Origin of the sequence: Hyphomicrobium sp., from assembly GCF_003987855.1 — a bacterium.
GTDB lineage: Bacteria > Pseudomonadota > Alphaproteobacteria > Rhizobiales > Hyphomicrobiaceae > Hyphomicrobium_B.
Map to the genome: position 1 here is coordinate 97,071 of NZ_RXIZ01000006.1, position 26,200 is coordinate 123,270.

Sequence of the window (26,200 nt, forward strand, 5' to 3'; positions counted from 1 at the left end):
GACGGGATGGCATTAGACAGCAACGACATCGTGTCGGCGACAGCGCTCAATACCCCCGCGAGCGACGTCGCTGCGCCGGAAGCCGTCAAGCCGCGTCCGAAGCTCGATCTGCGCGGAGCCCTATTGCGGGCTGCGAACGGCGTCGGCGGCTGGATTGCGAAAGGCTGGATTGCGCGCGCCATAGGAAAGAACCTGCGGCGGCGTATTCTACTTGCCAATCTTCTCGGATTGGCGGGCCTTCTCGGCGCGATGCTGTACCTCAGCCTGCATCACGGCTGGCTGCTTGATGCGAAGGTTGACGTCGTAAAGACTGTGTCGCGCATCACGGCCGAGGCGATCGCGTACCGCGCCGTGAACGAGCGCGCAATTTTCGATCCCAATCGCATCCCGGAGAAGACGACCCCGCGCGCCCAGCGCGACGACGCATTCGCAGCTCTCGAGTTGCCTATCGATCCGCATCAAGCCGCGATCATTCTGCGGAAACTGGTCGGCCCTGCCGACCTCAAGGCGCGTATCTATTCCGCCAAGGGCACTCTGATCCTGAACGGCGACACGCTTTTCTCGAATGGCGACGACGAACCCGAGGTCGTTGTCGATGCCAATGACCCGACCCCGCGCCTCAAGAACTTCTGGACGCGGCTGCATTACTGGGTGATCAACAAAGAGCTCAAGGTTTATCGCGAACTCGGCACCGCGAACGGCTTTCTTTACCCCGAGGTCCGCAACGCCGCGCTCAATGGCATCGAAACTCCGATCCTGCTCCTCAACAAGCACGGTCAGCAGATCGTCTCGATGGCAGAGCCGATCAAGCGCGGAAACAAGATTCTTGGCGTCCTTCTAATCTCCACGAACCCCGGCGACATCGACGACATCTTGTGGGATGAGCGTTGGCTGATCCTCCAGATTGCGGCGATGGCTCTTCTCGTTGCAATCGGCAGCTCTCTTGTTCTGGAGCGAACGGTTGCCGGTCCCATGCGCCGTCTCTCGGATGCTGCCAACCGCGTCACGCAAAATATTTCTGCGCGCGAGCAGTTGCCAGATCTCACGGCACGACGCGACGAAGTCGGCCGGACGGGCCGCGCCTTCGTCGCGATGACCAACGCGCTCTATCGGCGGATCGAGGCCAGCGAGAAATTCGCGGCCGACGTCGCTCACGAACTGAAAAATCCGCTGGCTGCTGCGCGTTCCACGGCGGAAGCCATGGCCTACGCCAAATCGGATGCGGACCGCGCTGCTCTTGTGCAGGAGATTCAGGCCGAGCTGAAACGCCTCAACCGTCTCATCAACGATATCTCCAGCACCTCCCGTCTTGACGCTGAACTTGCGCGTCAGGAGATGCAGTCGATCGACATCCGCACGGTTCTCGAAAGCATCAACAGCCTCTTTCTCGATATGCTGGCCGATGATAGCCGCAAGCTGCGGATGTTCATTGAGCCTGCACCTGCGGCCTCATACATGGTTCGCGGCAATGACAGCAGGCTAGGGCAGGTCTTCACCAACCTGATCGATAATGCGCTGTCGTTCTCGCCAGAAGGCGCCATGGTGACGGTTCGCGCCAAGCCTAATGGCAACAAGGTGGAAATCACTGTCGAGGATGAGGGGCCGGGCATACCTCCCGATAAGCTCGGGCAGATATTCGATCGCTTCTATAGCGATCGGCCTCTGACCGATGCCAAGCGCGGCAAGAATTCCGGCCTCGGCCTCTCCATTTCGCGAGAGATCGTCGTCAGCCATAACGGCGAAATCTTTGCTGAAAATCGCCCACCGGACGACGACAACATCCGCAAGGGGGCGCGTTTCACCGTGCGTTTTCCGATCTCACCTACGGCGGTAACAGGACTTGTCTGGCGAAGCTGATCGCGTCCACGGCACTGCGGTTGCCGTCGGCAACCGGGCGGTGCTGCTGAGGGGACCTTCCGGCTCAGGAAAATCCGATCTCGCCTTTCGTTGCTTGGGATTGGCGGCGTCACCCCTCGTCCCCGACCCCGTGAAGCTAGTTTCCGACGATCAGGTAATACTAAATCAGGAGGGCACGGCTCTCATCGCGCGAGCACCACCCACTTTGTTTGGAAAAATCGAGGTTCGTGGGGTAGGCATACTGGAGGTTGATGCCGTTCCACAGGCGGAACTCGTCCTGATCGCCGATCTCGTCAATGAGGGCGCGATCGAGAGATACCCCGATCCATGGCCGGTGGCTCGCATTAAGAACTTCGACGTACCCCTGCTTCGCGTCAGGCCATTTGAAGGTTCCAGCGCCCTGAAACTTGTAACGGCCATTCGGATGGCGCCCTTGCCACGTGCCCCATCAAAGGCCTGAACCCCATCCAGAAACCCCTTGCACAGGCGCCCAACACTTGCCACTTTCCGCGCCACGGCGAAGCCGCAGTCTGGCCCGCCGGATAGTAATGAAATGGCCCATCGCTCATGATCGGACTTGTCATCGTCACGCATGGGGGGCTTGCGCAGGAATTTCGCAACGCGCTTGAACACGTCGTTGGGAAGCAAGCTTCACTTGAAACGATCGCCATCGGTCCCGACGACGACATGGACGCGCGGCGGCTCGAAATCTTAAACGCCGTGCAGACTGTCGATAGCGGCAAAGGCGTGATCATCCTGACCGACATGTTCGGGGGCACACCTTCCAATCTCGCCATTTCGGTAATGGACGAAACGAAGGCCGAAGTTATTGCCGGCATCAGCTTGCCGATCCTGGTGAAACTCGCGAGCATCCGCGGCGAGACACCGCTCGAACAAGCTGTCATTATGGCTCGCGACGCCGGCAAGAAGTACATCAAGGTTGCTAGCCAAGAACTTTCCGGCGGCTGAGAGCGAGAGATGCCCGAACTGGCCAATAGTCTGAAGCCGGAAGCAGTCGTTATTATTCGCAACATCAAGGGCCTTCACGCCCGCGCATCGGCAAAGTTCGTCAAGTGTGCCGAAAGCTTTGACGCAACGGTCACCGTTACCCATCACGGCAGTTCCGTCGGCGGCACCTCCATCATGGGTTTGATGATGCTGGCGGCGGGCCCAGGTTCGGAACTGCACATCGTTGCGGAAGGCCCACAAGGCCCGGAGGCCCTGCAGGCTCTCGTGCAGCTGGTCGAGGCAGGCTTCCACGAGGAATGCATCGGCGACGCCTGACGCGTCGCCCCGCATTCTGCGCCCGCTATTGCGAAAGATAGAGCGTCGAAATCTTCAACGCGATATCGCGGAATGCGGCCTTCAAGGCATCGCCCGTCGTCGAGTTGTAGAAGTGGTTCGCATCCGTTGCGCAGCTTGACAGCGTATTGATCGCGAGTTGGCTGCCACCGAGTTGGAAGCCAACGGTATAGATTTCTATGCCTGCGTTCTTCATGGCCGTGCATTGCGCAACAGCTTGGGCCGGAGAACAGTCGACGTTTGCGCTATTTTTGCAGGTCACTTTCGTGCCGCTTAAGGTCTCGCTCACCGCGTAGCCCATGGAGGTGTAGGACGTATTATATTCACCGTCCGTCATGAGCACGGCAATCTTCTTAAGCTTAGGGGTACCGTAAGCCGCCGCCGCCGAATTCGGCCAGAGCGAGGACCAATTGGGCGAGAGCATATACCAAGCCCAGGCAGTACCAATGTGCCCTGCAGTACTGCCCGCTGTCTGCAGGCCGGAAATCTTCGTTAACAAGCTTGTCTTGTCGCTTGTGAGCGGCAGCGCCTCCGCCGCGACTGGCAAGTTGCATGTTGGCGAAACAGAACTGCTGGATGAACTGTGCACCATGACATACTGGCCGGCCTTCGGTGCAGCATCGGTGTATTTCTGAGAGCCCGTGCGCTCGACGACGCACGGATTTTTGGTCGATGTGTTTCCTGATGCCAGCTTGAATGGATTTGAGCCCGACGTCGGCAACCGAACATCGTACGCGAATGGCACGATCGCAATCTTTGAAGTGTATTGGCTCTGATCCTGCCAAACGACGATGTTCACCAGATCGCTCGCGGCAGACTTCATGTCCGTGAGCTTCTGACCAGCCATCGAGCCGGTGATATCGAGCATCATCGCGACTTCGAGGTTGGTCTGTCCGTTACCACCAACCGCAAGAACCGCTTTCGAGTAATCCGCACCATTGGAACGAAGCAACGGCAGCGTTGCCAAGGTATTGGTGCCGATAAAGCCAAGGTGCATGAACGGAGTTGAGATCTGCGCATTGCCTTGCGCGATCATGGCGGTCCCGTTGTCGGTGACCTGGAATTGGATCGTATCCGTGGTGACCGGGATGCGATTTTTGATGGCTTGCTGGTAGTAGATCGAGGCGACGTTTTGAGCCGCAGTCTGATTGCCGCCGTTGACCTGCAACGCTCGTGCTCCGGCCAAAACGGCGGCGTCCGTGGCTTCAATCGTCTGATTGCGGGCGTTTACGAAGCGCGCGTAGTCCACCGCGACGCCGATCATCATGAAAAGCACGAAGATCGCGAGACCGAAAATAATCGCGACGCTGCCTCGCGTATCCCCGGCGAAAGCCTGCAACTTTGCGGCCCTGAACGCCCCAGCGGCCGAAGGAAGACCCGGCGACCGCGCGCGAAAGCCGCGAGACAACACAGACGCAATACCCATTTTCCCGCTCCACGGAGAAATACTCACGATGAACTTGCGGGCCCAGAGATTTAAAAGAATTTAATCTGATAAGTTTTAATTGATAGCGAGATTAAGACAAGTTTAACAGAAAGAGACAAAGTAATACCAGAACATTTACTTATTTTTTACCTTGCTTCCGGCTATGCCCCCGATTTGCGAACGACCGCTGGCGAGACGGTCGAGACATAAAGAGTTGTTTATATCTTATTGCGTCAGACTGCCGACTTCGCTATAGCTGCGGCCGGAATCACCGTCCGCGGCTAGAGCCCAGACGGCCGAAGGCGGCCTCGCCGATCACAATTGCGGGGCACGGCGCACAAGAGGAACGGAGCCGCATGAGCACGAAATTTTCCGATTACATCGTCAAGGATCTGGGTCTCGCGGAATGGGGCCGCAAAGAGATTGCGATCGCCGAAACCGAGATGCCGGGCCTCATGGCGACCCGGGAGGAATACGGTTCGTCGAAGCCGCTCAAAGGCGCGCGCATCGCCGGATCGTTGCATATGACGATCCAAACGGCGGTGCTGATCGAAACGCTGGCAGCCCTCGGCGCCGATATCCGCTGGGTATCCTGCAACATCTATTCGACCCAGGACCACGCCGCCGCAGCGATTGCCGCAGCCGGCATTCCCGTCTTTGCTTGGAAGGGCGAAAGCCTCGTCGACTATTGGGATTACACCCGCAAGCTATTCGAGTGGGGTGACGGCGGCGTTCCCAACTTGATCCTCGACGACGGTGGCGATGCGACGATGTTCGTCCACCTTGGTCTTCGCGCCGAGAACGGGGATACGGCATTCCTCGACAAGCCGGGTTCGGAGGAAGAAGAAGTCTTCTTCGCCCTCATCAAGAAGACGCTCAAGGAGAAGCCGAAAGGCTGGTTCGCGACGATCGCGACGAGCATCAAGGGCGTCTCCGAAGAGACGACGACGGGCGTTCACCGCCTCTATGAAATGCAGAAGAACGGCTCGCTGCTGTTCCCAGCGATCAACGTCAACGACAGCGTCACCAAATCGAAATTCGACAACCTCTACGGCTGCCGTGAAAGCCTCGTCGATGGTATTCGCCGCGGCACAGACGTCATGATGGCCGGCAAGGTCGCCATGGTCGCCGGCTTCGGCGATGTCGGCAAAGGCTCCGCGGCTTCGCTCCGCAATGCTGGCTGCCGCGTCATGGTCTCGGAAATCGATCCGATCTGCGCGCTGCAGGCGGCGATGGAAGGCTACGAAGTCGTGACCATGGAAGATGCTGCTCCGCGCGCCGATATCTTCGTTACGGCAACCGGCAACAAAGACATCATCACCGTCGATCACATGCGTGCCATGAAGGATCGGGCGATCGTCTGCAACATCGGTCACTTCGACAACGAGATTCAGGTCGCCGGGCTTAAGAATTTCAAATGGAACAACATCAAGCCACAGGTCGACGAGATTGAATTCCCAACGGGCCGCCGCATCATCCTGCTGTCCGAAGGTCGCCTCGTGAACCTCGGCAACGCGATGGGGCATCCCTCGTTCGTCATGTCGGCATCATTCACGAACCAGACGCTGGCCCAGATCGAGCTCTTCACGAACCAAGGCAAGTACCACAAGAAGGTTTACACGTTGCCGAAGCATCTCGATGAGAAGGTTGCGATGCTTCACCTCGCCAAGATCGGTGCGAATCTGACGAAGCTTCGTCCTGATCAAGCGTCTTACATCGGCGTGAAGCCGGAAGGCCCCTTCAAGTCCGACCACTATCGCTATTGATAGTCGGGCCCAACGAATCAGTGCCATTCGCGGCGTCAGGGGAACACCCTGGCGCCGTTTCATTTTGCATCGGCCAAGTGCGGTAGCGGCCAGCGTTGGCGCACCCCATACTCACAGGTGATTCGCATGGAAGGCGCGCGAAGCGGGTTGGCGCCTCCGCGTGGCGGTCATGCCGACGAACTCACAGACATGGAATGCGATGCCCGGCACGCCTACACCTGGTCGACGCTCGACGACCAAGCTCCAATTGGCACTTCTCCTCTTCGCTGCCATGGGCTGCGTCGCGGCGTTGCTCGCCATCTTTGTGGGCGGCCGCGACGTCGAGCCGGGAGTTTTGAACGCCCGGCAACTGGCGACCGGTGGTCTCGTCGCCGGAGCGATTTTCATCGCCGGCCTCCTTACCTGGCATATGGCGGGTGTGGCGCGAAAGGAGGCCCGGCGCGCGAAGGCGGAAAGCCAGCAACTCCGCCGCAACCTCGCCGCCGCCGAGGCCATCATACGCGCCGAGCCGCAGGTGCTGATTTTCTGGGAGCAGGGCCAGGCCGTCCGCATTGTGTCTCACACGCTCACGGGCATTCTTGGCCTGCCTGATCAGCACGCGGAAATCCTGCGGTTTGGGCAATGGCTCGAGCCCGAATCCGCCGACGCCCTGAAAAACTCGCTCGACAAGCTCTTCGCCAACGGGCGCACGTTCAACGTCATCGTGAAAACCCAGGCCGGTGGCCGGGTCGAAGCCGAGGGACGGGCGGCAGGCGGCCGCGCGGTCCTGCGCTTCAAGGATGTGTCGACCTACAAGGCCGAGATTGCGCGCATCGATGAGCAACACGCGGCCCTGGCGCGCGACATTCGTTCGAGCCGCGCCCTTCTCGAAACACTTCCGATGCCAGTCTGGCTTCGCGATTCCGCAGGCCGCCTCGTTTGGGTCAATTCCGCCTACGTCAAAGCCGTGGAGTCCGAAAGCGAGCTTGACGTCCTCGAACGCCAGATCGAATTGCTCGAGACGCGCCAACGCAGGCATATCGCCAAAGCGGTGGCAGCTGGCGAGAGTTATAAGGCCCGTGTTCATCTCATAGCCGGCGGCCAGCGCAAGCCGCACGAAATCGTCATTCTCCCCGTTGACGGAATGACGGCTGGCGCGGCGGTCGACGTGACGGACATCGAAACGGCGCAAGGAGAACTTGATCGCCAAGTCGCAGCTTACGACCGCACTCTGGACCGCGTTGAAACAGCGGTCGCACTCTTTGACCGCGACCGGCGGCTGGTATTCCACAACGCAGCCTTCTCTAATCTTTGGTCCCTCGATCCGGAGTGGCTTGCCGCACGCCCGACGGACAGCGAAATTCTCGACAGGCTTCGTGAAATCGGCGTTCTCCCACCCGTCGTCAGCCATCGCGATTGGAAAGCGCAGGTCCTCGCGAGCTCGAGAGCAGGAACGCCCCTTGAAGACACATGGCATTTGACCGACGACCGGATTGTAAAAGTCATCGCCGAGCAGCGGGCCGACGGCGGCGTCACCTATCTGTTCGCCGACGAGACCGACCGTATCGCGCTCGAGGGCCGCTATAACGCACTCATCGACGTGCAGAGTGAAACTCTGGACAGCCTAAAAGAGGCGGTCGCAGTGTTTGGCACCGATGGACGTCTGAAGCTTTTCAATCGGGCCTTTTGCGATATCTGGCAAATCCCGCCGCGTAAGCTCGGGGAGCTTCCCCACATCGGAGAGATCATCGCCGCCGTTCAGACTTTGTTTCCAGATGCGGGCACTTGGCTTCGCATTGGGCGCGCTGTCACCGCATTCCAGGACGAACGCGAAACGCTTTCGGGCCAGATGGATCGCACTGACAACCTGGTCGTCGACTATGCCCTGATGCCACTTCCGGATGGCGCAACACTGCTCACGTTCGCCGACGTCACGGGCGCCAAGCTTGCCGAGCGTGCGCTTGTTGAACGCAACGAAGCGCTCGTTGCCGCCGACCGGCTGAAGACAAACTTCATTGGCCATATCTCGTATGAGCTGAGGACGCCGCTGACGACGATCATCGGCTTCTCGGATATGCTCTCAAGCCCGGCGTTGGGCGAGCTTAACGCCAAGCAACGCGAGTACCTCGCGGATATCATGTTCTCGTCGAAGACATTGCTCGCCATCATCGACGACATCTTGGACTTGACCACAATCGAGGCGGGCGGCTTGGAGTTGAAACTCGCACCTGCGGGTGTCCGCGCCATCATTGACGCCGCCATCCTCGGCATTCGGGAGCGTGCGATACGCTCGCGCCTTACGATCGATATTGCCGTCGCCGACGATGTTACGGAAATCATGGTCGACGAGGCGCGCATGCGTCAGGTGCTGTACAATCTCCTTTCCAACGCCGTGGGTTTTTCGAAGGTCAACGGCACAGTGCACCTCGCCTGCTGGCGCGACAACGGCACGATCAACTTTCGGATCGACGACGAAGGCATCGGCATTCCGAAGGATCAGATCGGGCGCGTGTTCCAGCGGTTCGAGAGCCGCAGCCGCGGGTCCGAACACCGCGGCGCGGGGCTCGGCCTTTCAATTGCCAAAAGCCTCGTGGAGCTTCATGGCGGCACCATCGAAATAACGTCTGAGGAAGGACGTGGCACCCGCGTCATCGTTCGCATCCCCGAACAGCCGGTTGTCAAGGCGCGGGATGGCACGAAAAACAACGCTAACCGGCTGGCGGGCGGCGCGCGCGCAGCGTAAATACGGGCGCGATGACACAGACTGGATATTCATTCACTGAACTGACGGAAGATGACGTTTGCCGCCTCGCGCAGGAGGTCGCCTTTCTTCTCCAGCCAGGCGACACGCTTGCTCTCGAGGGAGATCTCGGCGCTGGCAAATCGACGTTTGCCCGCGCCCTTATTCGCGCGATAGCCGGCAATTCCGAACTGGAGATCCCAAGCCCAACTTTCACGCTCGTGCAATCTTATGAGACCGCGCGCTTCGAGATAGCGCATTTCGATCTCTATCGCTTGTCAGACCCGAACGAAATCGACGAACTCGGCCTCGATGCCGCGTTGGCGCGCGGGATTGCACTCATCGAGTGGCCTTCCCGAGCGGAGGGACGCATTCCGCTAGAGAGGGTAACGCTCAGACTGGACGAAGCATCCGAAATCGACCGCCGCAACATTTCGATGAGCTTCAACGGCGAGTTTGCCACGCGCTTGGATCGCTTCGCGGCAATTCATGGATTTCTCGACCGCGCGGGCTGGGGTGGTGCATCGACCGCCTTCAGCTATCTCCAGGGCGATGCCTCGCCGCGCCGCTACGCTCGACTTATCAAAGGCGATGGGACGCGCGCCATTCTGATGGACTCGCCTCAGCGGCCGGACGGACCAGCCATCCGCGGAGGCAAATCCTACAGCGCTATCGCCCACCTTGCGGAAAGTGTCGATGCCTTCGTCGCCATCGATCGAACGCTCGAAGCGGCCGGACTTTCGGTGCCGCACATTCTCGCTGAAGATCTTGGCAATGGCCTGCTGTTGATCGAAGACTTCGGCGACAAGGTATTCGGGTCCGAAGTGAGGCAGGGGCGCAACCAAGAAGATCTTTGGAGACGCGGCGTCGATGCGCTGCTCGCGGTACAAGCTTCGCCACCGCCGGCACGCCTCCCTGTGACTGACGATACGATATTCGAACTCCCATTGGCGGACACCGATGTCCTCGAAATCGAGACGGAATTGCTGCTGGACTGGTATTGGCCTGCGCTTCGAACGAGCCCCGCACCCGAACACGCCCGCACCGAATTCAAGCGGTTATGGCAACCAGTCTTCGATCGTGTGCTGAAGCAGCCCAAGACCTGGCTGCTCCGCGATTACCACTCGCCCAATCTTATCGCGCTCGACGATCGAAACCCGCCGCAAGACGTCGGAATCATCGATTTTCAGGACGCGATGATCGGCCCGGCCGCCTACGATCTCGTCTCCCTCCTGCAGGATGCGCGTGTCGACGTTTCGGATAGTTTGGAAAAGCGACTCCTCGATCGCTATCTGGCCGCGATGTCCGTGCGGGATCCAGCCTTCGACAAAGAAGAATTCTTATTCGGATATGCCGCTCTCGGCGCACAGCGGAATACCAAGATCCTTGGGATCTTCGCGCGCCTCGCGATGCGTGACGGCAAACGCCAATATTTGGCGCATATGCCACGGATCTGGGGGTATCTCGAACGCGACCTTCAGCATGAGGCTCTCGCGCCGCTCCGGGCGTGGTATGACGCGAACCTGCCTCGGAACCTACGCCGGGAAGCCTTGAGTATATAAATCGATTTTCGGAGCGTATCGCTAATGACTTCGCCCCCTCCCCCGACCAGCGCGTTCGTGCTTGCTGCCGGTATGGGGCAGCGAATGCGCCCCCTGACGAACACTATTCCAAAGCCTCTCGTCGCCTTGGGCGGTAAGCCGCTGATCGATCACGTCCTGGATCGGCTCTCAGCCGCTGGCATCAAAAAGGTGGTCGTCAACGTCCACTATCTGGCGGATAAAATCGAATCCCATCTCTCGAAGCGGACGAAACCAAAGATCGTTTTTTCGGATGAGCGAAAGCGTTTGCTCGATACTGGTGGCGGCGTAATTCACGCGTTGCCAAAGCTCGGAGCTGGGCCGTTCGTCATCCACAATTCAGATTCCGTTTGGATCGAGGGCTTAGGGTCCAATCTCGACCGGCTTCTCTGCACATGGGATCCGGACGCGATGGATAGTCTGATGCTTGTGGCTCCACTTGCAGCAAGCATCGGCTACGATGGGCTCGGCGATTTCCAAATGGATCCGGCAGGACGGCTGACGCGACAGACGGGACCGAAGATGGCGCCGTTCGTGTTCGCAGGCGTTTCGATCGCCCATCCGCGCTTGTTTGATGGCGCACCCACGGGCGCGTTTTCCCTGAACAAGCTGTGGGACAAGGCGATTGATCGGGGAAGATTGTTTGGTCTTCGCCTCGAAGGCATCTGGATGCATGTCGGCACTCCGGACGCGCTCGCGGAAGCTGAAGCTACTCTGACCGAGCCGCTGACGACGAGCTCCGATTGATGTCACCCAACGTCTTCACCCTTCCGCTCGGCGTGCCCTTTCTCGAAGCGCTGGCGCGTGCGATTTTAAACGGCGATCTGCCGCAAGCCGGTGGCAAACGGCCGGATGTCCTTACACTGCCGAAGATTACGTTGTTGTTGCCGACCCGCCGTGCCGCGCGTGCGGCGCGCGAAGCATTCCTTTCGGTCGCCGAAACGCGCGCACTGGTAATGCCCCGCATCCGCCCGATCTCAGAAAGTGACGGCGACAGCTCGCTGATCTCGAACCTCGTCGAACTGGGGCCATCAGGGATCGATGCATTGGAGCAGATCCCCGCGATCAGTGCGCTCGATCGGATGCTGGTTCTGATGCAGCTTGTCGCCCATTGGCGCAAAACGCTCGCCGGCGCTGAGTCTGCTACGAACAAGACGTCTTTGGGTTCAACGCCTGCCCAGGCCGCCCAACTCGCCGCCGAGCTTGCGAAGTTGATGGACGATATCGAACGCGAGAACGTTTCTCTTTCAGGAATTCAAGCGCTCGTCCCGGAAACCTATTCCGAACATTGGAAGAAGACGGTCGACTTCCTGAAAATCGTCACCGAATTCTGGCCCACCTATTTGGGACAAAACGGTTTGACTTCGCCCGAGGCCCGCCGAAATGCGGCGATCCTCGCCGAAACGCAGCGCATTTCGAAGCTGAAGCCAACCGATGTCGTTATCGTCGCGGGCGTCACCGGGTCTATTCCCGCGACCGTAGAGCTGATGCGCGCAGTTTCCACCCACGCCTCCGGTGCGGTCGTTCTGCCCGCGCTGGACAAAACGCTCGACATCGAGAGTTGGAACGCCATCAGGCCCACTCATCCGGAGCACCCGCAATTCGGATTGAAAAAGCTGCTCGACGAACTCGCAATCGATCGGAGCGACGTCCAGGATCTTGCGGGCATAGCTATCGACGCCGAACGCCGAACGCGATCTGTCTTCTTCAGCGAAGCAATGCGTCCGTCCGCAACCACGCATCGTTGGCATGACTTCACGAGCCACGTCGATCGCGCTGCACTCTCTCGCGCATTATCATCCGTATCTCGGATCAACGCCCCGTCCGCTCAAGACGAAGCCGAATTAATTGCACTCATTTTGCGAGAAGCTATCGAAACGCCCGGCCGGACAGCCGCGCTCGTTTCCCCAGATCGCCTGCTCGCGCGTCGCGTTGCCATACGTCTGGAAGCTTGGGGTATTCGCGTCGATGACAGCGCCGGCCGCCCGTTCGCCAAGACTGTCCCCGGCGCTTTCCTTGCGTTGGTGATCAACGCCGTGGTTTCGAGATTTGCACCTGCCGAGACGATGGCGCTGCTTCGCCATCCGTTGTGCCGCATGGGCTTTGCGACGTTCGATATTCGCCGCTTTGCGCGCGCCTTGGAAATCAGCGCTTTTCGGCGGCCGTATCTTGGCCGCGGCATCGAAGGTATCCTGGCCGGGCTGGAGAATGCGGATCTGGACGAAGATCACCGCAAACACAGGGCAGCCGAACGGCTGTGGCCAGAAGATATCCAGGGCGCCCGTGCCGTCATTACGAAAATGACCGAAGCGTTCCAGCCTTTGAACGACCTCTATGAAATCGATGCCAAACATCGCCTCGCCGATCTCGCCCGCGCGCATGCCGCGACCGCTGAAGCGCTGGCATCATTACCCGCCGAGAACGAAAGTGATGGTCCGGCCGAAGCAAATCCGCTTTGGCAGGGCGAAGCCGGTGATGTTGCTTCCCGCTTTTTCGCCGACCTTCTGAAACCGGAGACGCCGAACATCGAGATCCAGGCTTCTGATTATGCCGATCTCTATGCCACCCTCCTCGCGCGGGAGAATGTCCGCGAACGAAGACCTGTCCACCCACGTATCGCGATCTGGGGCCCGTTCGAAGCGCGATTGCAGCAGCCCGACGTTCTCGTGGTCGGCTCATTGAACGAAGGCACTTGGCCCGAAGCCGCTGAGCCAGGAGCCTGGCTCAATCGCCCGATGCGAAGCGAACTCGGACTTCCTTCACCGGAAGAGGAAACGGGCCGCGCCGCTCATGACTTCGTCTCTCTGCTTGGCGCCGACACCGTCTATCTCACGCGCGCTGAAAAAATCGACGGCGTGCCAACAGTTCCATCGCGCTGGCTGATGCGCATCGCCGCCCTCCTCGAAGGAATGGACTTGCAGCACGTTCTCGATGCGAAAAAACCTTGGCTCGCATGGGCGCGGGCACGCGATCACATTGATCCGGCCAAGAGACGAACCATTCTCGCTCCCGAACCTCGACCTCCCGTCTCTGTTCGCCCGCGAAAGATGAGCGTCACCGAAATCGAACGCTGGACGAGCAATCCTTACGCCATCTTCGCGCGGCACATACTGAAGGTGGACCCGCTCCCAGAACTTGGCGCTGCGCCGGACGCAAGTCTCCGAGGCGGCCTCGTTCATAAGGTGATGTCGGACTTTGCGAAGAAATTTCCTTCGGATCTTCCCAACAATCCCTCAGCCGAACTCGAACAAATCGCGACGACCGTCCTTCAGCGTTTTACGGGTCAAGCGCGTATTGCGGCCTTCTGGGTGCCACGCCTCAAGCGCTTTCTCGACTGGTTCGCGCTCACCGAGGCCGCGCGCCGGCATGGCGTGAGGAGCGTTATTGCCGAGACATCCGGTAGTCTCGTGCTCGATGCTCCGGGCGGGCCATTTCGGCTAACGGCGCGCGCTGACCGGATCGACGACAAGGGCGGATCAATCATCATCACGGACTATAAGACGGGCGCAGCACCAAGCGATGCCGCGGTCAAATCCGGCAGTTCGCCCCAGTTGCCGCTGGAAGCCGCGATTGCGCTCGGCGATTCAGGATTCCCGCACCTTGCCGGCCGCACGATCGACGCGCTTCGCTACATCCGCGCGTCGGGCAGCGAACCACCGGGCGAAGAGCGCATCGTGAAAGTCGACGACGTGGCCGCGTTAGCCGAGCAATCCCAGCAAGGTCTTGCGCAGCTGATCGCAAGCTTCGACGATCCCGAAACGCCCTACCGCGCCATCCGGCGACCTGGCTATCGCTACGACTATGACGCTTACGCTCATCTCGCCCGCGTGGCGGAATGGTCAGCCCACGTCGAAGATGAGGTTTCGACATGAACCTCGAAGTAAAAAGAATAACGATCGACGAGATTCGTCTCGATACCAACGCAAACCAGAACGCCGCATCACATCCTGAGAATTCCGCTTGGGTTGCCGCGAACGCGGGCACCGGCAAAACGCACGTTCTGACTCTGCGGGTCTTGCGGCTGCTGCTTGCCGGAACCCGCCCCGAGCGCATTCTTTGCCTCACGTTCACCAAGGCCGCGGCAGCCGAGATGTCGAAGCGCGTCTTCGATCGGCTCGCAAGCTGGGTCACGATGAATGACGAAGCCCTGCGCGCCGATCTTCGAACGGTAACCGCCAGCGAACCATCCGGCGACTTGCTCGCGCGCGCACGCACGCTCTTCGCCCATGCCATCGAAACGCCGGGAGGCCTGAAAGTACAAACCATTCACGCCTTCGCTGAGCGTCTCCTCCAACGGTTTCCGATCGAAGCAGGCGTAGCTCCAGATTTCAAAATCCTTGACGACGTCGCTGCCGGCGATCTGAAGGCCGACGCCATAGAAGCCGTGCTGACGCGAGCAACGGCCAATCCCATGTCGCCTCTAGGTGAAGCGCTGAACGTCATCATTCGCTACGCGGCTGACTCGCAGTTCGATCAGCTCATCTCCAAAGCCGTCGAAGAGCGCAAATGGCTCGAGGCTGCAGCGCACGGGCGATCGCCCCAGTTCGTTGAAGAACTGCGTGCAATGGATGCCTTTTTGCGGCGTGAATTGCGGGTTCGTTCCGGCGTCGCAGCATCCGATCTTCATAGCGAATGTGCCGGTGTTCTATCGGCAGCAGAACTTCGTGAGCTTTGCGAACTTCTCGCTACCGGCGGCAGCGTTGACAATGGCCACGGCACAAAACTCGCGCAAGCGTTGGCAGAAACCGACCATCGCCGCAAAGCCGAGCTTCTTGCAGACTACTTCCTGATCGAGAAAGGCGAAGCAAAACGTAAGAGCCTGCTGGCGAAGGCGCTCGCACAGTCGAAGCCGGGGCTCCATGATCGCTGCCAGCGCGCACAAGAAAACTTCTTCGAACTCACCCAGGAGTTGCGAGCGCTAGCGCTCGTTGAAGCCTCTCTTGCGCTTTATCAGGTCGCAGGTCACGTGCTTCGGCACTACGCTGCTGCCCGCAACGCCGCCGGTGCGCTCGATTTCGATGACCTCATTCTAAAGACCCGCGATCTTCTCACGAGCGAGAACGGCCAGACGAAATGGGTGCTGTTCAAGCTCGATGGCGGGCTCGATCATATCCTCGTCGACGAAGCGCAGGATACCAGCCCCGAGCAATGGGAGATCGTGGCTGCCCTTGCGAAGGAATTTTTTTCCGATGTCGGCGCCGGCGCGATGACACGCACGGTCTTTGCCGTCGGCGATGAGAAGCAATCGATCTATTCCTTCCAGGGCGCCGCGCCTGAGATGTTCGCGAAGATGGGACAGACCTTCGCCGAACTCGCCATGCAGGCTGAGCGAACCTGGAAGCGCATCCCGCTCACCCTGTCGTTCCGCACCGTCGCCCCGGTTCTCTCCGCTGTCGATCTCGTCTTCCGCGATCCGACGCGAGCACCCGGATTGACCGCTGACAATTCCGCTGTAGGCCATGTTGCCAATCGTATCGGACATGCGGGACTGGTCGAGATCTGGGAGACCGAGAAGTTCGAGGACGCCCCTGACGCGGATCCTTGGCAGCCGCTGTCTGACGTGAAGGAGCAGTCCCCGGCGAACCGCCTGGCGGACCGTATCGCGGATACGATCAAAACCTGGATCGCTAACAAAGAGCGCTTGCAATCCGAGAATAGGCCGATCACGCCAGGCGATATTCTGATCCTCGTGCGCAAGCGCATGCCATTCGCGGTGCCTATGGTTGCGGCCCTGAAACGTCGCGGCATCGCTGTCGCCGGCTCCGATCGCGTCCGGCTTATGGATCAGATCGCGGTCCAGGACCTCATGGTTCTCGGGGATTTTCTGACATTGCCGGAAGACGACCTGGCGCTCGCGACTGTTCTCAAGAGCCCGCTGTTCGATCTCGACGATCACGACCTTCTCGCGATCACGCGTGAACGCGGCGCGAAAACGCTGTGGCGCGCGTTGATTGACAGGTCTGGCGACAAGCCTGAATTCGCATTCGCAACGGAGACGTTGAAGCGGTGGCGCGCGAAAGCCGACTTCATGCCCCCGTTCGAATTCTTCGCCGGCATCCTGGAGAGGGATGGCATGCGCGAACGAATGCTCAATCGCCTTGGACTTGAAGCGGCAGACGTGATCGACGAATTCCTCGATCTCGCCCTGTCCTATGATGAAAGTGATCCGCCGTCGCTGACCCAGTTCTTGGCAAAGCTCCGCGCTGCCAATCCTGAGGTGAAACGCGACATGGACCATGGTCGGGACGAGGTTCGCGTCATGACAGTCCACGGTGCTAAAGGGTTGGAAGCGCCGATTGTCTTTCTTCCCGATACCTGCACCACCGCCTCGGGCGAAGATGCCGTCTCGCGGCTGATAAAGCTTGACCTCGGCGGTCCGGAAGAGCTTCCGCAGCCGATCGTCTGGACCGTCAAGGGTACATCTAAAATTCCGGCGGTGGCGAACGCGCGCGCAGAGAAGGACGCCCGAGAGGCGGAGGAGCGCAATCGTCTGCTCTACGTCGCGATGACCCGAGCGAGAGACAGGCTCTACATTTCTGGGTTCGAAGGGAAGAAGGGCAGGGCTGCTGGCTGCTGGTATGAGCTCATGTCGGACGCGCTCACTCCAACAATGACAGAGATTGTCGGCGACAACGGCAAGAAAATCTGGCGTCGGGAAACGCCACAAGTGGCAGCTCCTGAAAAGCCAAAACATGAAAAAGGCGTCGCCGGCCAAGCGCTCGCCCGGCCCGACTTCGCCAACACACGGGCCCCTGCAGAGCCAAAACTATCGGTGCCGCTCGCGCCATCGCGCCTTGAGCCCTATGCGCCGGACTTAGAAGGCGAGCCATCCTTCCCGCCGAAACGTGATGCTGGATCGACGAACGACAACCCGTCGCCGCTTGCGTCAGGAGGCGCGGACCGCTTTCTTCGCGGCACGATCACCCACGCTCTCCTTCAGCATCTACCCGAGGTCGATGCCAAGCGTTGGGCGGAAATCGCCACGTCGTTTGTCGAGAAACGCGGTGCAGCGCTTGGAACAAAAATCCGCGCCAATATAGTCAGCGAAACGCTCGCGGTTCTAAGAGACCCCCGCTTCCACGCAATCTTTGGACCGGGAAGCGTCGCCGAGGCGCCTCTGGCTGCCGTTATCCCTCGACCCTCCGGAGCGGGCCCAGCGCTCGACCTTTCCGGGCAGATTGATCGCATCGCTATAACGGACGACGAAGTCCTGATCGTCGATTACAAGACGAACCGACCGCCGCCCGCGGAAGTGCATCAAGTTGCAGACGCTTATCTTTATCAGCTGGCCGCCTACCGCTTGGCGCTAAGCGAAATTTATCCCGATAAGCTTGTCCGCGCCGCACTCCTCTGGACGGATGGGCCGCGACTCATGGAAGTTCCTGCCAACGTTCTCGACGCTTTTACCACCCGCCTTTGGAGCCTGGATTTGGGGAGCCTTGACGCTGTTTGAGCCAATCCCTACTTCTTGGGTCGGTTTTTGAATTGCCCGCAACCGAGGCAAACGGGTCTGGTGATGAAATCCAGCCCGGAAATGGAGAATAATCAGATGTCTAGCGCAGTGACAGATGCAAGCTTCGAAGCCGAAGTCTTGAAGTCCAGCGAACCTGTTGTCGTGGACTTTCATGCCCAGTGGTGCGGTCCGTGCAAGGCCATGGCTCCGGCCCTTGACCAAGTCGCCAAGGAAATGGCGGGCAAAGTGAAGGTCGTCAAAGTCGATGTCGACGAAAACCCTCAGGTGACCGGCCATTATGGCATTCGTGCTATGCCGACACTGCTGGTCTTCAAGGACGGTAAAGTCGCAGCTCAGCACACCGGCGCGATCGTTCAGAAGAAGAAGCTCGAAGACTGGATCAACTCGAGCGTCTCCGCTTCCGTTTAAGTCTAGTCGAACTTCGAATAAGAAAAGCCCCGCATTACCGCGGGGCTTTTCGTTTAAGCGGATCAGTCTGGAATTTGATCGGCGCTAGACACTACGACTGCGAAGATGTCGTTGAGGCCCGCGAGACTCGCTTCGTGCAAGGTCTTGGCAGACACCACACCGCCTGAAGGATTCGGCAGTGATCTCGTTGCCGTCGCATTTCCGATCACCGTCGGCCGATAACCATGGTTGAACGCGGCTCTCGCCGTCGAACTTACGCAAACGTGCGTCATGAAACCGACCAGCGCAATATCTTCAACTCCATGCGCCTTCAGCAGATCATCTAGGTTCGTCTTCTCGAAAGAGCTCGGATAAGTCTTCACAACAACGTCCTCACCCTCTCTTGGCGCCACGACGTCAGCGATGGCGCCGATCCGCTCGCGGACATCGTAGGGCGTACCCGGACCCTCATCATGCTGGATGTGAATGACGGGTCTGCCAGCCTCCCGATAACGCAAAAGGAGGTCGCGGCATTGCTCGAGGGCGGGTTCCACGCCTTCAAGCTGCATGATGCCTTCGCGATACGTGTTCTGACAATCGATCAAAACGAGCGCCGAATTGCCGACACGCGCAGGCGTCTCGCCCATTCCGGTAATATCGCGCAGGGTGCGTGAAGCTGCCATTGGTCAGGTTTCCTTCTCGATCAAATGGGCGGATGCTCGACGCCTGTCGGCGGTGGACCCAGTGAATCGAGTTCGTCGGTCTCCGCGTCCGAATAGATCCGGGATCGGGTAAGAAATCGGACACCCTCTGGACTCTCGACCGAAAAACCGGAGCCTCTTCCCGGAACGACGTCAATGATCAAGTGCGTGTGCTGCCAATATTCGAATTGCGACCGGCCCATGTAGAACGGCTGACCGCCGATCTCGCCCATGTAGACATCTTGTGCGCCTACCTTGAACTCTCCGCGCGGATAGCACATTGGCGCACTTCCGTCGCAACACCCGCCGGATTGATGGAAGAGAAGCGGGCCGTGAATACCTTCGAGCTTCTTGATGAGCTTGAGCGTGTCCGGTGTCGCAGTGACGCGATCGACCATCAGTCATCTCCTGCTGAAAAGCGAAAAGGGCATGCACCGGAACACGGCGCATGCCCCAAATCTACACACTAAGGACGCATCAGAAGAAGCCGAGCGCCTTCGGGCTGTAGCTGACGAGGATGTTCTTCGTCTGCTGATAGTGATCGAGCATCATCTTGTGCGTCTCACGGCCGATGCCCGACTGCTTGTAGCCGCCGAATGCCGCATGCGCCGGATAAGCGTGATAGCAGTTCGTCCAAACGCGTCCGGCCTGGATGCCGCGACCCATGCGATATGCGCGCGTGCCGTTGCGGGTCCAAACGCCGGAACCGAGGCCATAAAGCGTATCGTTGGCGATCGCGAGGGCTTCATCATCGTCTTCGAACGTCGTGACCGAAACGACCGGTCCGAAGATTTCCTCCTGGAAGACGCGCATCTTGTTGTGGCCTTCGAGAACCGTCGGCTCAACGTAGTAGCCGCTTGCAAGCTCGCCGCCGAGATTGGCACGACGACCGCCTGTAAGCACCCGAGCGCCCTCACCCTTGCCGATCTCGATGTAGCTCAAGATCTTTTCGAGCTGATCGTTCGAAGCCTGAGCGCCGATCATCGTGGAGGCATCCATCGGGTGCCCCTGCTTGATCTTCACGACGCGCTCCAGAGCACGTGCCATGAACTTCTCATAGATCGAACGCTGAATGAGCGCACGGCTCGGACAGGTGCACACCTCGCCCTGGTTCAAGGCAAACATGGTGAAGCCTTCGAGGCACTTGTCGAAATATTCGTCATCCGCATCCATGACGTCGGCGAAGAAGATGTTCGGAGACTTGCCGCCAAGCTCCAACGTGCAAGGGATGATGTTTTCCGACGCGTATTGCATGATGAGGCGACCCGTCGTCGTCTCGCCGGTAAATGCGATCTTCGCAATGCGCTTGTTCTGAGCGAGCGGTTTACCCGCTTCAATGCCAAAGCCATTGACGACGTTGACGACGCCTTCAGGCAGAATATCGCCGATGAGATCCATGAGCACCATGATCGACATAGGCGTCTGTTCCGCAGGCTTCAGCACCACGCAATTGCCTGCGGCGAGGGCTGGTGCAAGCTTCCACACGGCCATCAAGAGCGGGAAGTTCCACGGGATGATCTGTCCGACCACGCCGAGCGGCTCATGATAATGATAGGCGACGGTGTCGTGATCGATCTCTGCGATTGAGCCTTCCTGGGCACGGATGCAGCCCGCGAAATAGCGGAAATGATCGATGGCCAGCGGAAGGTCGGCGTGCGTCGTCTCGCGGATCGGCTTGCCGTTGTCGATCGTTTCGCAGAGCGCGATGATATCCAGGTTCTCTTCCATCCGATCGGCGATCTTCGCGAGCACGCGTGCCCGCACCGCCGGCGAACTGTTGCCCCAGGACACACGAGCTTTATGAGCCGCATCGAGCGCGAGCTCGATATCCTCGGCCGTCGAGCGCGCGACCTCGCAAACTTGTTGGCCCGTGATCGGCGTCACATTGGAAAAATATTGCCCGCGGACCGGCGCGACCCACTTGCCGCCAATGAAGTTATCGTAGCGCGGCTTGATGATTTGCCGGCCTTTGAGCTTGTCCATAGCTACGTGCTGCATAATCGTCTCCTCCGGGAAATGACGCCTGTGGGCGATCTTCTTGATGGTGATGGAAATCGCGTATCTTCGGTGTTGGGACCCGATCGTCCGATAGACCGCATTGAAGCGAGCGGTCAGATCGATATAGCCGGGCGCAAGCTAGCGTATTTTCTAGCCCTTCGAACCCCAAAATAAGTCGAATACGATCCTCACCATTGACCTAGGCCAAGTCGGCCTTTGGTCTTGCATCGAACTTAATGCAGACCCTGCTGAAGGGAAAGGACGTGACCAGCAAGATAAAGCGATCCGCAGATCAAGACGCGCTTAGGACCAGCAGAAAGTCCTGCAATCGTTTGCAGCGCATCAATCACGTTTTTGCGATCCAGGGCCTGCATACCTGCCCCGCGGGCCAATTCGGCGAGGTCCTCCTGGCTGTGCGGGGCTTCGTGCGCGCCGGGGATCGGCACGGTATAGATCGCCCGCACCAGGCCGCGGAAAGGCGCCAGGAAGCCGAGGGCATCTTTCCCGCCCATCATGCCGACGACGAGGTAAACGGGCTTGGGAGACTTCTCATCGAGCGCCGCAAGCGTGTCGGCGAGCATATCGCCCGCTGCCGGGTTGTGTCCCCCATCGAGCCAGAGCTCGGTCTCGTCCCCCAAGAGCTCAGGAAGAGGGCCAGAGGTCAGACGCTGCATACGCGCCGGCCATTCCACGGTACGCAACCCCGTCTCGAGGGCGCGCTCATCGACTGAGAGAGCAGGCACGGTCTCACCTAGGACGAGCGCGGCGGCAACGGCGGTTCCGGCATTGACAATCTGATGGCGCCCAATGAGCGCTGGAAGCGGGAGGTCCAGCAGCCTGTCTTCGCGTTGTACGATGAGGCGCCCGGCCTGTTCATAGGCATCGTAATCACGACCCCACACGGTCAACGGGGCGCCCACTGTCCGTGCTCGCGTTTCGAGCACAGAAAGCACGTCGTCCGTCTGTTGCGAGATGATCCCCGGAACGGCCCGCTTCAGAATTCCAGCTTTCTCGAAAGCGATCTTAGCGAGCGTCGGTCCAAGCTTCTCGGCATGGTCCATCGAAATTGGGGTAATGACGGTCAGCGCGGGCTGAGCGATCACGTTCGTTGCATCGAGCCGTCCCCCCAGGCCGACTTCCAGCAAGAGCACGTCAGCCGGCTGCTCGGAAAAGGCGAGAAACGCCGCTGCGGTTGTGATCTCGAATTGAGTGATGTCATCGCCGTCGTTGACGGCATGCACGCGGGTCAGCACGTCAACAAGATAGTCTTCATCGATCGCGTGAGCTTTACCGCCTGCTCCCGCCAGCGCGATGCGCTCGTGAAATCGCACGAGATGCGGCGACGTATAGACATGCGCCCGCTTGCCAGCGGCCTCGGTGAATGCCCGGAGGTACGCGGTCACCGAGCCCTTACCGTTGGTGCCGGCGATATGAACGACGGGCGGAAGCTTCTTCTCAGGATGCCCAAGCTTTCCCAGCAGCCGCTCGACACGGCCGAGGGACAAGTCGATCAACTTCGGATGCAGGAGCATCATGTCGGCAAGAAGCGAGTCGCTGGTCCGCCGGGTCGTCGACGAGGTCATAGCGTGCCCCGCTTATTTTTCTGGAGTTCGTTAGACGCTTCGCGGGGCATCCTTTTGCGGCCCCGAAGCGCTCGCATCATCGCGCTTAGACTTGTCGGCCTTGCCAGGATCAAAACGTTGGCTGTTTGGCACGATCTCAGGCTCGATAACACCGCTTTCACGCGCCGCCGTTTCGATGACGTTGCTGTCAACGGATGACCCGTTCGCGTGCGACTTGCCGTTCATCTTACGCGGCTCTTTTGCCGGCTTCACTTCTGCGCCGCTCATGAGAAGACGGCAGACCCTGGCAAGGGTCTCGCGCATCTGGTGGCGATGCACGACCATATCGATCATGCCATGCGACAACAGATATTCTGCCCGCTGGAAGCCGTCGGGCAATTGCTCGCGGATTGTCTGCTGAATAACGCGGGGACCCGCGAAGCAGATCAGAGCCCCAGGTTCCGCAATGTGCACATCGCCTAGCATGGCGTAGGACGCCGTTACCCCGCCCGTCGTCGGGTCGGTGAGTACGACGATGTAAGGCAGCCGCGCATCCCTCAGGCGCTGCACGGCAATCGTCGTGCGAGGCATCTGCATGAGCGACAGGATGCCTTCCTGCATGCGCGCGCCACCCGAAGCAGCAAAAAGAATGAAGGGCGTCTTGAGCTCAACAGCGCGCAGCATTCCAGCGATGATCGCCTCGCCGGCAGCCATGCCGAGCGATCCGGCCATGAAGCGGAAATCCTGCGCGGCCGCGACGATCGGCGATCCTTCGAGCTGGCCTTCGCCAACAAGCACCGCATCTTCGAGCTTAGTTTCAGCCTTCGCGTCCTTGAGGCGATCGGTGTACTTGCGACCGTCCCTAAACTTCAGCGGATCCTGCTGGACTGATGGAACCGCAACAGTCCGATATTCGCCGCCATCGAACAGGTATTGGAGCCGCTGCTGCGATCCCATACGCATATGATAATTCGAGCCAGGCACAACGAACTGGTTAGCCTCGAGGTCTTTGTAAAAGACCATCTGGCCCGACTCCGGGCATTTCACCCAGAGATTGTCCGGCACGTCACGCTTCGCCGTCGACAAAAGCCCGCTAATCTTCGGGCGGACGACGTTATTGATCCAGTTCACGTCCTCTTGGCTCCTCATAAGCCGACATAGGCGTGCCTACCGCATCCAAATGCGGGCACGATGGCGCCCCTTGCAGCCCTCTCGGTGTTAGCGCGAAGCGGCGGACCCGGCGCTAGTTTGTGCCCCACACCTGGGGTCACCGAAGGCCGTATCCAATAGAGCCTATCGGGGAAAAGCGCTAGTCGGCGCTTAGGGCCGAGCTTAATTCGCGCACAAGCTCAGTGACGCGTTTGCGCGTGTCCGAAGTCGGCTCACCCTTCAATCCTAAAGACTTTTCGATCGTCGAGACAATAGCCGAACCGACGACCACGCCGTCTGCACCCTTCGAGATTGCCCGGGCCTGCTCCCCCGACCGCACGCCGAAACCAACCACAACCGGAAGTGGCGTGGACGACTTAATCCTCTTCACTTGATTGTGAACGTCTGCCACGACGGGCGCGGCGGTACCGGTGATGCCGGTGATCGAGACGTAGTAAACGAACCCGGAGGTATTCTTTAGAACCGCAGGCAGCCGTTCCTTATCGGTTGTCGGCGTAGCTAGGCGGATGAAATTGAGGCCCGCCTTCAGAGCCGGCAGACATAGCTCGTCGTCCGCTTCCGGCGGCACGTCGACGACAATCAGACCGTCGACACCTGCGGCCTTGGCATCCTTTATGAAGCGTTCGTTGCCGTACACGTAAATCGGGTTGTAATAACCCATCAGAACGATAGGCGTGGCTTGATCGCGCGCCCGAAAGTCACGCACGATTTGCAACGTCTTGTGCATGTTCTGACCGGCTTTGAGGGCCCGCTGCGAGGACGCCTGGATCGCCGGTCCATCGGCCATCGGATCTGAAAACGGCATCCCAAGCTCAATGATGTCAGCGCCTGCCTCCACGAGATCGTCCAGAAGCGCCTTGCTCGTCTCGAAGTCGGGATCGCCCGCGGTGACAAACGTGATAAGCGCCGGGCGCTTATCTTTCCTGAGCGCCGCAAATCGCGCGTCAATACGGGTTTCGTGTTTGGTCATCGTCAGATCTTCATGCCCAGGTGCTTCGCGACGGTGAACAGATCTTTATCACCACGGCCGGACAGGTTGATCACAAGCAGATTGTCCTTCGGCAGCTTCGGCGCGAGCTTGATAACAAGGCCCAGCGCATGACTAGGCTCTAGCGCGGGAATGATCCCCTCGAGCTTCGTGCACAACTGCAAAGCTTCAAGCGCTTCCTTATCCGTTATGGCGACGTAACTGACGCGCCCGATATCCTTGAGCCAAGAGTGCTCCGGGCCGACGCCGGGATAATCGAGGCCCGCCGAAATCGAGTGTCCTTCGAGAATCTGACCATCACCATCCTGCAGGAGATAGGTGCGATTTCCATGCAGAACGCCCGGCGATCCGCCCGTCATTGAAGCGGCGTGACCGTTTTCGACATTAAGGCCGTGGCCGCCAGCTTCGACGCCATAGATCGCAACATCTTTGTCATCAAGGAATGGGTGAAAAAGGCCGATCGCGTTCGAGCCACCACCGATGCAGGCGACAAGCGTGTCCGGAAGCCGCCCCTCGGCCTCCATCATCTGGGCGCGAACTTCGTTGCCGATGATCGCTTGAAAATCGCGAACCATCGCCGGATAGGGATGCGGACCCGCAGCCGTGCCGATGAGATAATACGTGTCGTGAACGTTCGTTACCCAGTCACGCAATGCTTCGTTCATCGCGTCCTTCAGGGTACCGGCGCCTGACGTTACGGGATTGAGCTTTGCCCCCAGCAACGACATGCGCGCAACATTTGGCGCCTGCCGCTCGACGTCGGTGGCACCCATATAGATCTCGCAGGGCATGCCGTACTTCGCACACACCGTAGCAACCGCCACGCCGTGCTGGCCGGCGCCAGTTTCCGCGATAATCCGCGTCTTACCCATGCGCCGCGCAAGCAAGATCTGACCGAGGCAGTTATTAATCTTGTGCGAGCCGGTATGATTGAGTTCTTCGCGCTTGAAATAGATCTTGGCGCCGCCGAGTTCGGCGGTCATGCGCTCGGCGTAATAGAGCGGACTTGGCCGGCCGGCGTAATGAAGACTGAGATGATCGAGTTCGCGTTGAAACTCCGGATCATTCTTTGCCGTCTCATAGGCGCGCTCAAGATCGAGGATGAGGGGCATAAGCGTTTCGGCGACAAAGCGGCCGCCGAAGATGCCGAAGAAGCCACGATCGTCGGGGCCAGTAGCAAAGCTGTTGAGAGCGGCTTCCGCCGTTTTTTGTGATTTGGTTGCCATGTCGTTTGCCGTAACGGCCTCGCTTTGCCCGTCGCCCCAGAAGG

Annotated in this window: 19 protein-coding genes; 11 read left to right on the top strand and 8 right to left on the bottom strand. The window is 59.4% G+C overall.

The features are described from left to right. Positions 1-6 precede the first annotated feature (6 nt). From EKK30_RS04910 to EKK30_RS04925, 4 genes are all read left to right on the top strand, one after another. Positions 7-1,857, top strand: coding sequence for a stimulus-sensing domain-containing protein (locus EKK30_RS04910; protein ID WP_290981125.1), 1,851 nt, complete (start codon positions 7-9; stop codon positions 1,855-1,857). Then, the gene (locus tag EKK30_RS04915; protein WP_290981128.1) at positions 1,841-2,317 is read left to right on the top strand and encodes an HPr kinase/phosphorylase; all 477 of its coding nucleotides are present in this window, start codon (positions 1,841-1,843) and stop codon (positions 2,315-2,317) included. Before EKK30_RS04910 ends, EKK30_RS04915 begins: the two co-directional genes overlap by 17 nt. 107 nt (positions 2,318-2,424) lie before the next feature. Next, entirely contained in the window at positions 2,425-2,826 is a 402-nt protein-coding gene (locus EKK30_RS04920; RefSeq protein ID WP_290981130.1) for a PTS sugar transporter subunit IIA, read from the top strand. Positions 2,827-2,835: 9 nt separating this feature from the next. Next, complete coding sequence (locus EKK30_RS04925) at positions 2,836-3,141, top strand: HPr family phosphocarrier protein (RefSeq protein WP_290981133.1); 306 nt, start codon at positions 2,836-2,838, stop codon at positions 3,139-3,141. A gap of 25 nt (positions 3,142-3,166) precedes the next feature. On the opposite strand, the gene EKK30_RS04930 is transcribed toward EKK30_RS04925, so the two are convergent. Further along, entirely contained in the window at positions 3,167-4,585 is a 1,419-nt protein-coding gene (locus EKK30_RS04930) for a pilus assembly protein (protein ID WP_290981136.1), read from the bottom strand. Between the two features lie 356 nt (positions 4,586-4,941). Here EKK30_RS04930 and ahcY point away from each other — a divergent pair, with 356 nt between their 5' ends. The 7 genes from ahcY (at position 4,942) to trxA (ending at position 18,532) form a co-directional block, all read left to right on the top strand. Then, positions 4,942-6,351, top strand: a complete 1,410-nt coding sequence (gene ahcY / locus EKK30_RS04935) for an adenosylhomocysteinase (RefSeq protein WP_290981139.1) — start codon at positions 4,942-4,944, stop codon at positions 6,349-6,351. Between the two features lie 169 nt (positions 6,352-6,520). Further along, the gene (locus EKK30_RS04940) at positions 6,521-9,073 is read left to right on the top strand and encodes an ATP-binding protein (protein ID WP_290981142.1); all 2,553 of its coding nucleotides are present in this window, start codon (positions 6,521-6,523) and stop codon (positions 9,071-9,073) included. Positions 9,074-9,084: 11 nt separating this feature from the next. Continuing rightward, positions 9,085-10,632, top strand: a complete 1,548-nt coding sequence (gene tsaE / locus EKK30_RS04945; protein WP_290981145.1) for a tRNA (adenosine(37)-N6)-threonylcarbamoyltransferase complex ATPase subunit type 1 TsaE — start codon at positions 9,085-9,087, stop codon at positions 10,630-10,632. A gap of 24 nt (positions 10,633-10,656) precedes the next feature. Next, complete coding sequence (locus EKK30_RS04950) at positions 10,657-11,397, top strand: nucleotidyltransferase family protein (protein WP_290981148.1); 741 nt, start codon at positions 10,657-10,659, stop codon at positions 11,395-11,397. After that, positions 11,397-14,522: a double-strand break repair protein AddB gene (gene addB / locus EKK30_RS04955; RefSeq protein ID WP_290981152.1), complete on the top strand. Its 3,126-nt coding sequence runs from the start codon at positions 11,397-11,399 to the stop codon at positions 14,520-14,522. The genes EKK30_RS04950 and addB overlap by 1 nt, the downstream gene beginning before the upstream one ends. Further along, positions 14,519-18,103: a double-strand break repair helicase AddA gene (gene addA, locus EKK30_RS04960; RefSeq protein WP_290981155.1), complete on the top strand. Its 3,585-nt coding sequence runs from the start codon at positions 14,519-14,521 to the stop codon at positions 18,101-18,103. Before addB ends, addA begins: the two co-directional genes overlap by 4 nt. A gap of 96 nt (positions 18,104-18,199) precedes the next feature. After that, positions 18,200-18,532 (top strand): thioredoxin, encoded by a 333-nt coding sequence (gene trxA, locus EKK30_RS04965; protein ID WP_290981158.1) that lies wholly within the window; start codon positions 18,200-18,202, stop codon positions 18,530-18,532. Positions 18,533-18,594: 62 nt separating this feature from the next. Here the strand turns inward: trxA and EKK30_RS04970 are convergent, their stop codons facing one another. The 7 genes from EKK30_RS04970 to trpB form a co-directional block, all read right to left on the bottom strand. After that, complete coding sequence (locus EKK30_RS04970) at positions 18,595-19,194, bottom strand: cysteine hydrolase family protein (protein WP_290981161.1); 600 nt, start codon at positions 19,192-19,194, stop codon at positions 18,595-18,597. A 20-nt stretch (positions 19,195-19,214) separates the two neighbouring features. Further along, positions 19,215-19,610, bottom strand: coding sequence for a DUF779 domain-containing protein (locus tag EKK30_RS04975; RefSeq protein ID WP_290981164.1), 396 nt, complete (start codon positions 19,608-19,610; stop codon positions 19,215-19,217). A 79-nt stretch (positions 19,611-19,689) separates the two neighbouring features. Continuing rightward, a complete protein-coding gene (gene adh / locus EKK30_RS04980) occupies positions 19,690-21,210 on the bottom strand; it encodes an aldehyde dehydrogenase (RefSeq protein ID WP_290981167.1) in 1,521 nt (506 codons plus the stop codon). A gap of 233 nt (positions 21,211-21,443) precedes the next feature. Continuing rightward, positions 21,444-22,793: a folylpolyglutamate synthase/dihydrofolate synthase family protein gene (locus EKK30_RS04985; protein WP_290981168.1), complete on the bottom strand. Its 1,350-nt coding sequence runs from the start codon at positions 22,791-22,793 to the stop codon at positions 21,444-21,446. A 30-nt stretch (positions 22,794-22,823) separates the two neighbouring features. Next, positions 22,824-23,903, bottom strand: a complete 1,080-nt coding sequence (gene accD, locus EKK30_RS04990) for an acetyl-CoA carboxylase, carboxyltransferase subunit beta (protein WP_290981171.1) — start codon at positions 23,901-23,903, stop codon at positions 22,824-22,826. A 178-nt stretch (positions 23,904-24,081) separates the two neighbouring features. Beyond that, positions 24,082-24,912 carry a tryptophan synthase subunit alpha gene (gene trpA / locus EKK30_RS04995; RefSeq protein ID WP_290981174.1) on the bottom strand — a complete coding sequence of 277 codons (831 nt, stop codon included), beginning with the start codon at positions 24,910-24,912 and terminating at the stop codon, positions 24,082-24,084. 2 nt (positions 24,913-24,914) lie between these two features. Further along, positions 24,915-26,156, bottom strand: a complete 1,242-nt coding sequence (trpB, locus tag EKK30_RS05000; RefSeq protein WP_290981176.1) for a tryptophan synthase subunit beta — start codon at positions 26,154-26,156, stop codon at positions 24,915-24,917. Positions 26,157-26,200 lie beyond the last annotated feature (44 nt).

Coding starts and splice junctions, on each gene's coding strand:
- tsaE (WP_290981145.1), top strand. CDS start 9,085: ATGACACAGACTGGATATTCATTCACTGAACTGACGGAAGATGACGTT.
- EKK30_RS04975 (WP_290981164.1), bottom strand. CDS start 19,610: ATGGTCGATCGCGTCACTGCGACACCGGACACGCTCAAGCTCATCAAG.
- EKK30_RS04970 (WP_290981161.1), bottom strand. CDS start 19,194: ATGGCAGCTTCACGCACCCTGCGCGATATTACCGGAATGGGCGAGACG.
- EKK30_RS04920 (WP_290981130.1), top strand. CDS start 2,425: ATGATCGGACTTGTCATCGTCACGCATGGGGGGCTTGCGCAGGAATTT.
- trpA (WP_290981174.1), bottom strand. CDS start 24,912: ATGACCAAACACGAAACCCGTATTGACGCGCGATTTGCGGCGCTCAGG.
- EKK30_RS04940 (WP_290981142.1), top strand. CDS start 6,521: ATGCCGACGAACTCACAGACATGGAATGCGATGCCCGGCACGCCTACA.
- trxA (WP_290981158.1), top strand. CDS start 18,200: ATGTCTAGCGCAGTGACAGATGCAAGCTTCGAAGCCGAAGTCTTGAAG.
- EKK30_RS04930 (WP_290981136.1), bottom strand. CDS start 4,585: ATGGGTATTGCGTCTGTGTTGTCTCGCGGCTTTCGCGCGCGGTCGCCG.
- EKK30_RS04910 (WP_290981125.1), top strand. CDS start 7: ATGGCATTAGACAGCAACGACATCGTGTCGGCGACAGCGCTCAATACC.
- addA (WP_290981155.1), top strand. CDS start 14,519: ATGAACCTCGAAGTAAAAAGAATAACGATCGACGAGATTCGTCTCGAT.
- EKK30_RS04950 (WP_290981148.1), top strand. CDS start 10,657: ATGACTTCGCCCCCTCCCCCGACCAGCGCGTTCGTGCTTGCTGCCGGT.
- trpB (WP_290981176.1), bottom strand. CDS start 26,156: ATGGCAACCAAATCACAAAAAACGGCGGAAGCCGCTCTCAACAGCTTT.
- addB (WP_290981152.1), top strand. CDS start 11,397: ATGTCACCCAACGTCTTCACCCTTCCGCTCGGCGTGCCCTTTCTCGAA.
- EKK30_RS04925 (WP_290981133.1), top strand. CDS start 2,836: ATGCCCGAACTGGCCAATAGTCTGAAGCCGGAAGCAGTCGTTATTATT.
- EKK30_RS04985 (WP_290981168.1), bottom strand. CDS start 22,793: ATGACCTCGTCGACGACCCGGCGGACCAGCGACTCGCTTCTTGCCGAC.
- ahcY (WP_290981139.1), top strand. CDS start 4,942: ATGAGCACGAAATTTTCCGATTACATCGTCAAGGATCTGGGTCTCGCG.
- adh (WP_290981167.1), bottom strand. CDS start 21,210: ATGCAGCACGTAGCTATGGACAAGCTCAAAGGCCGGCAAATCATCAAG.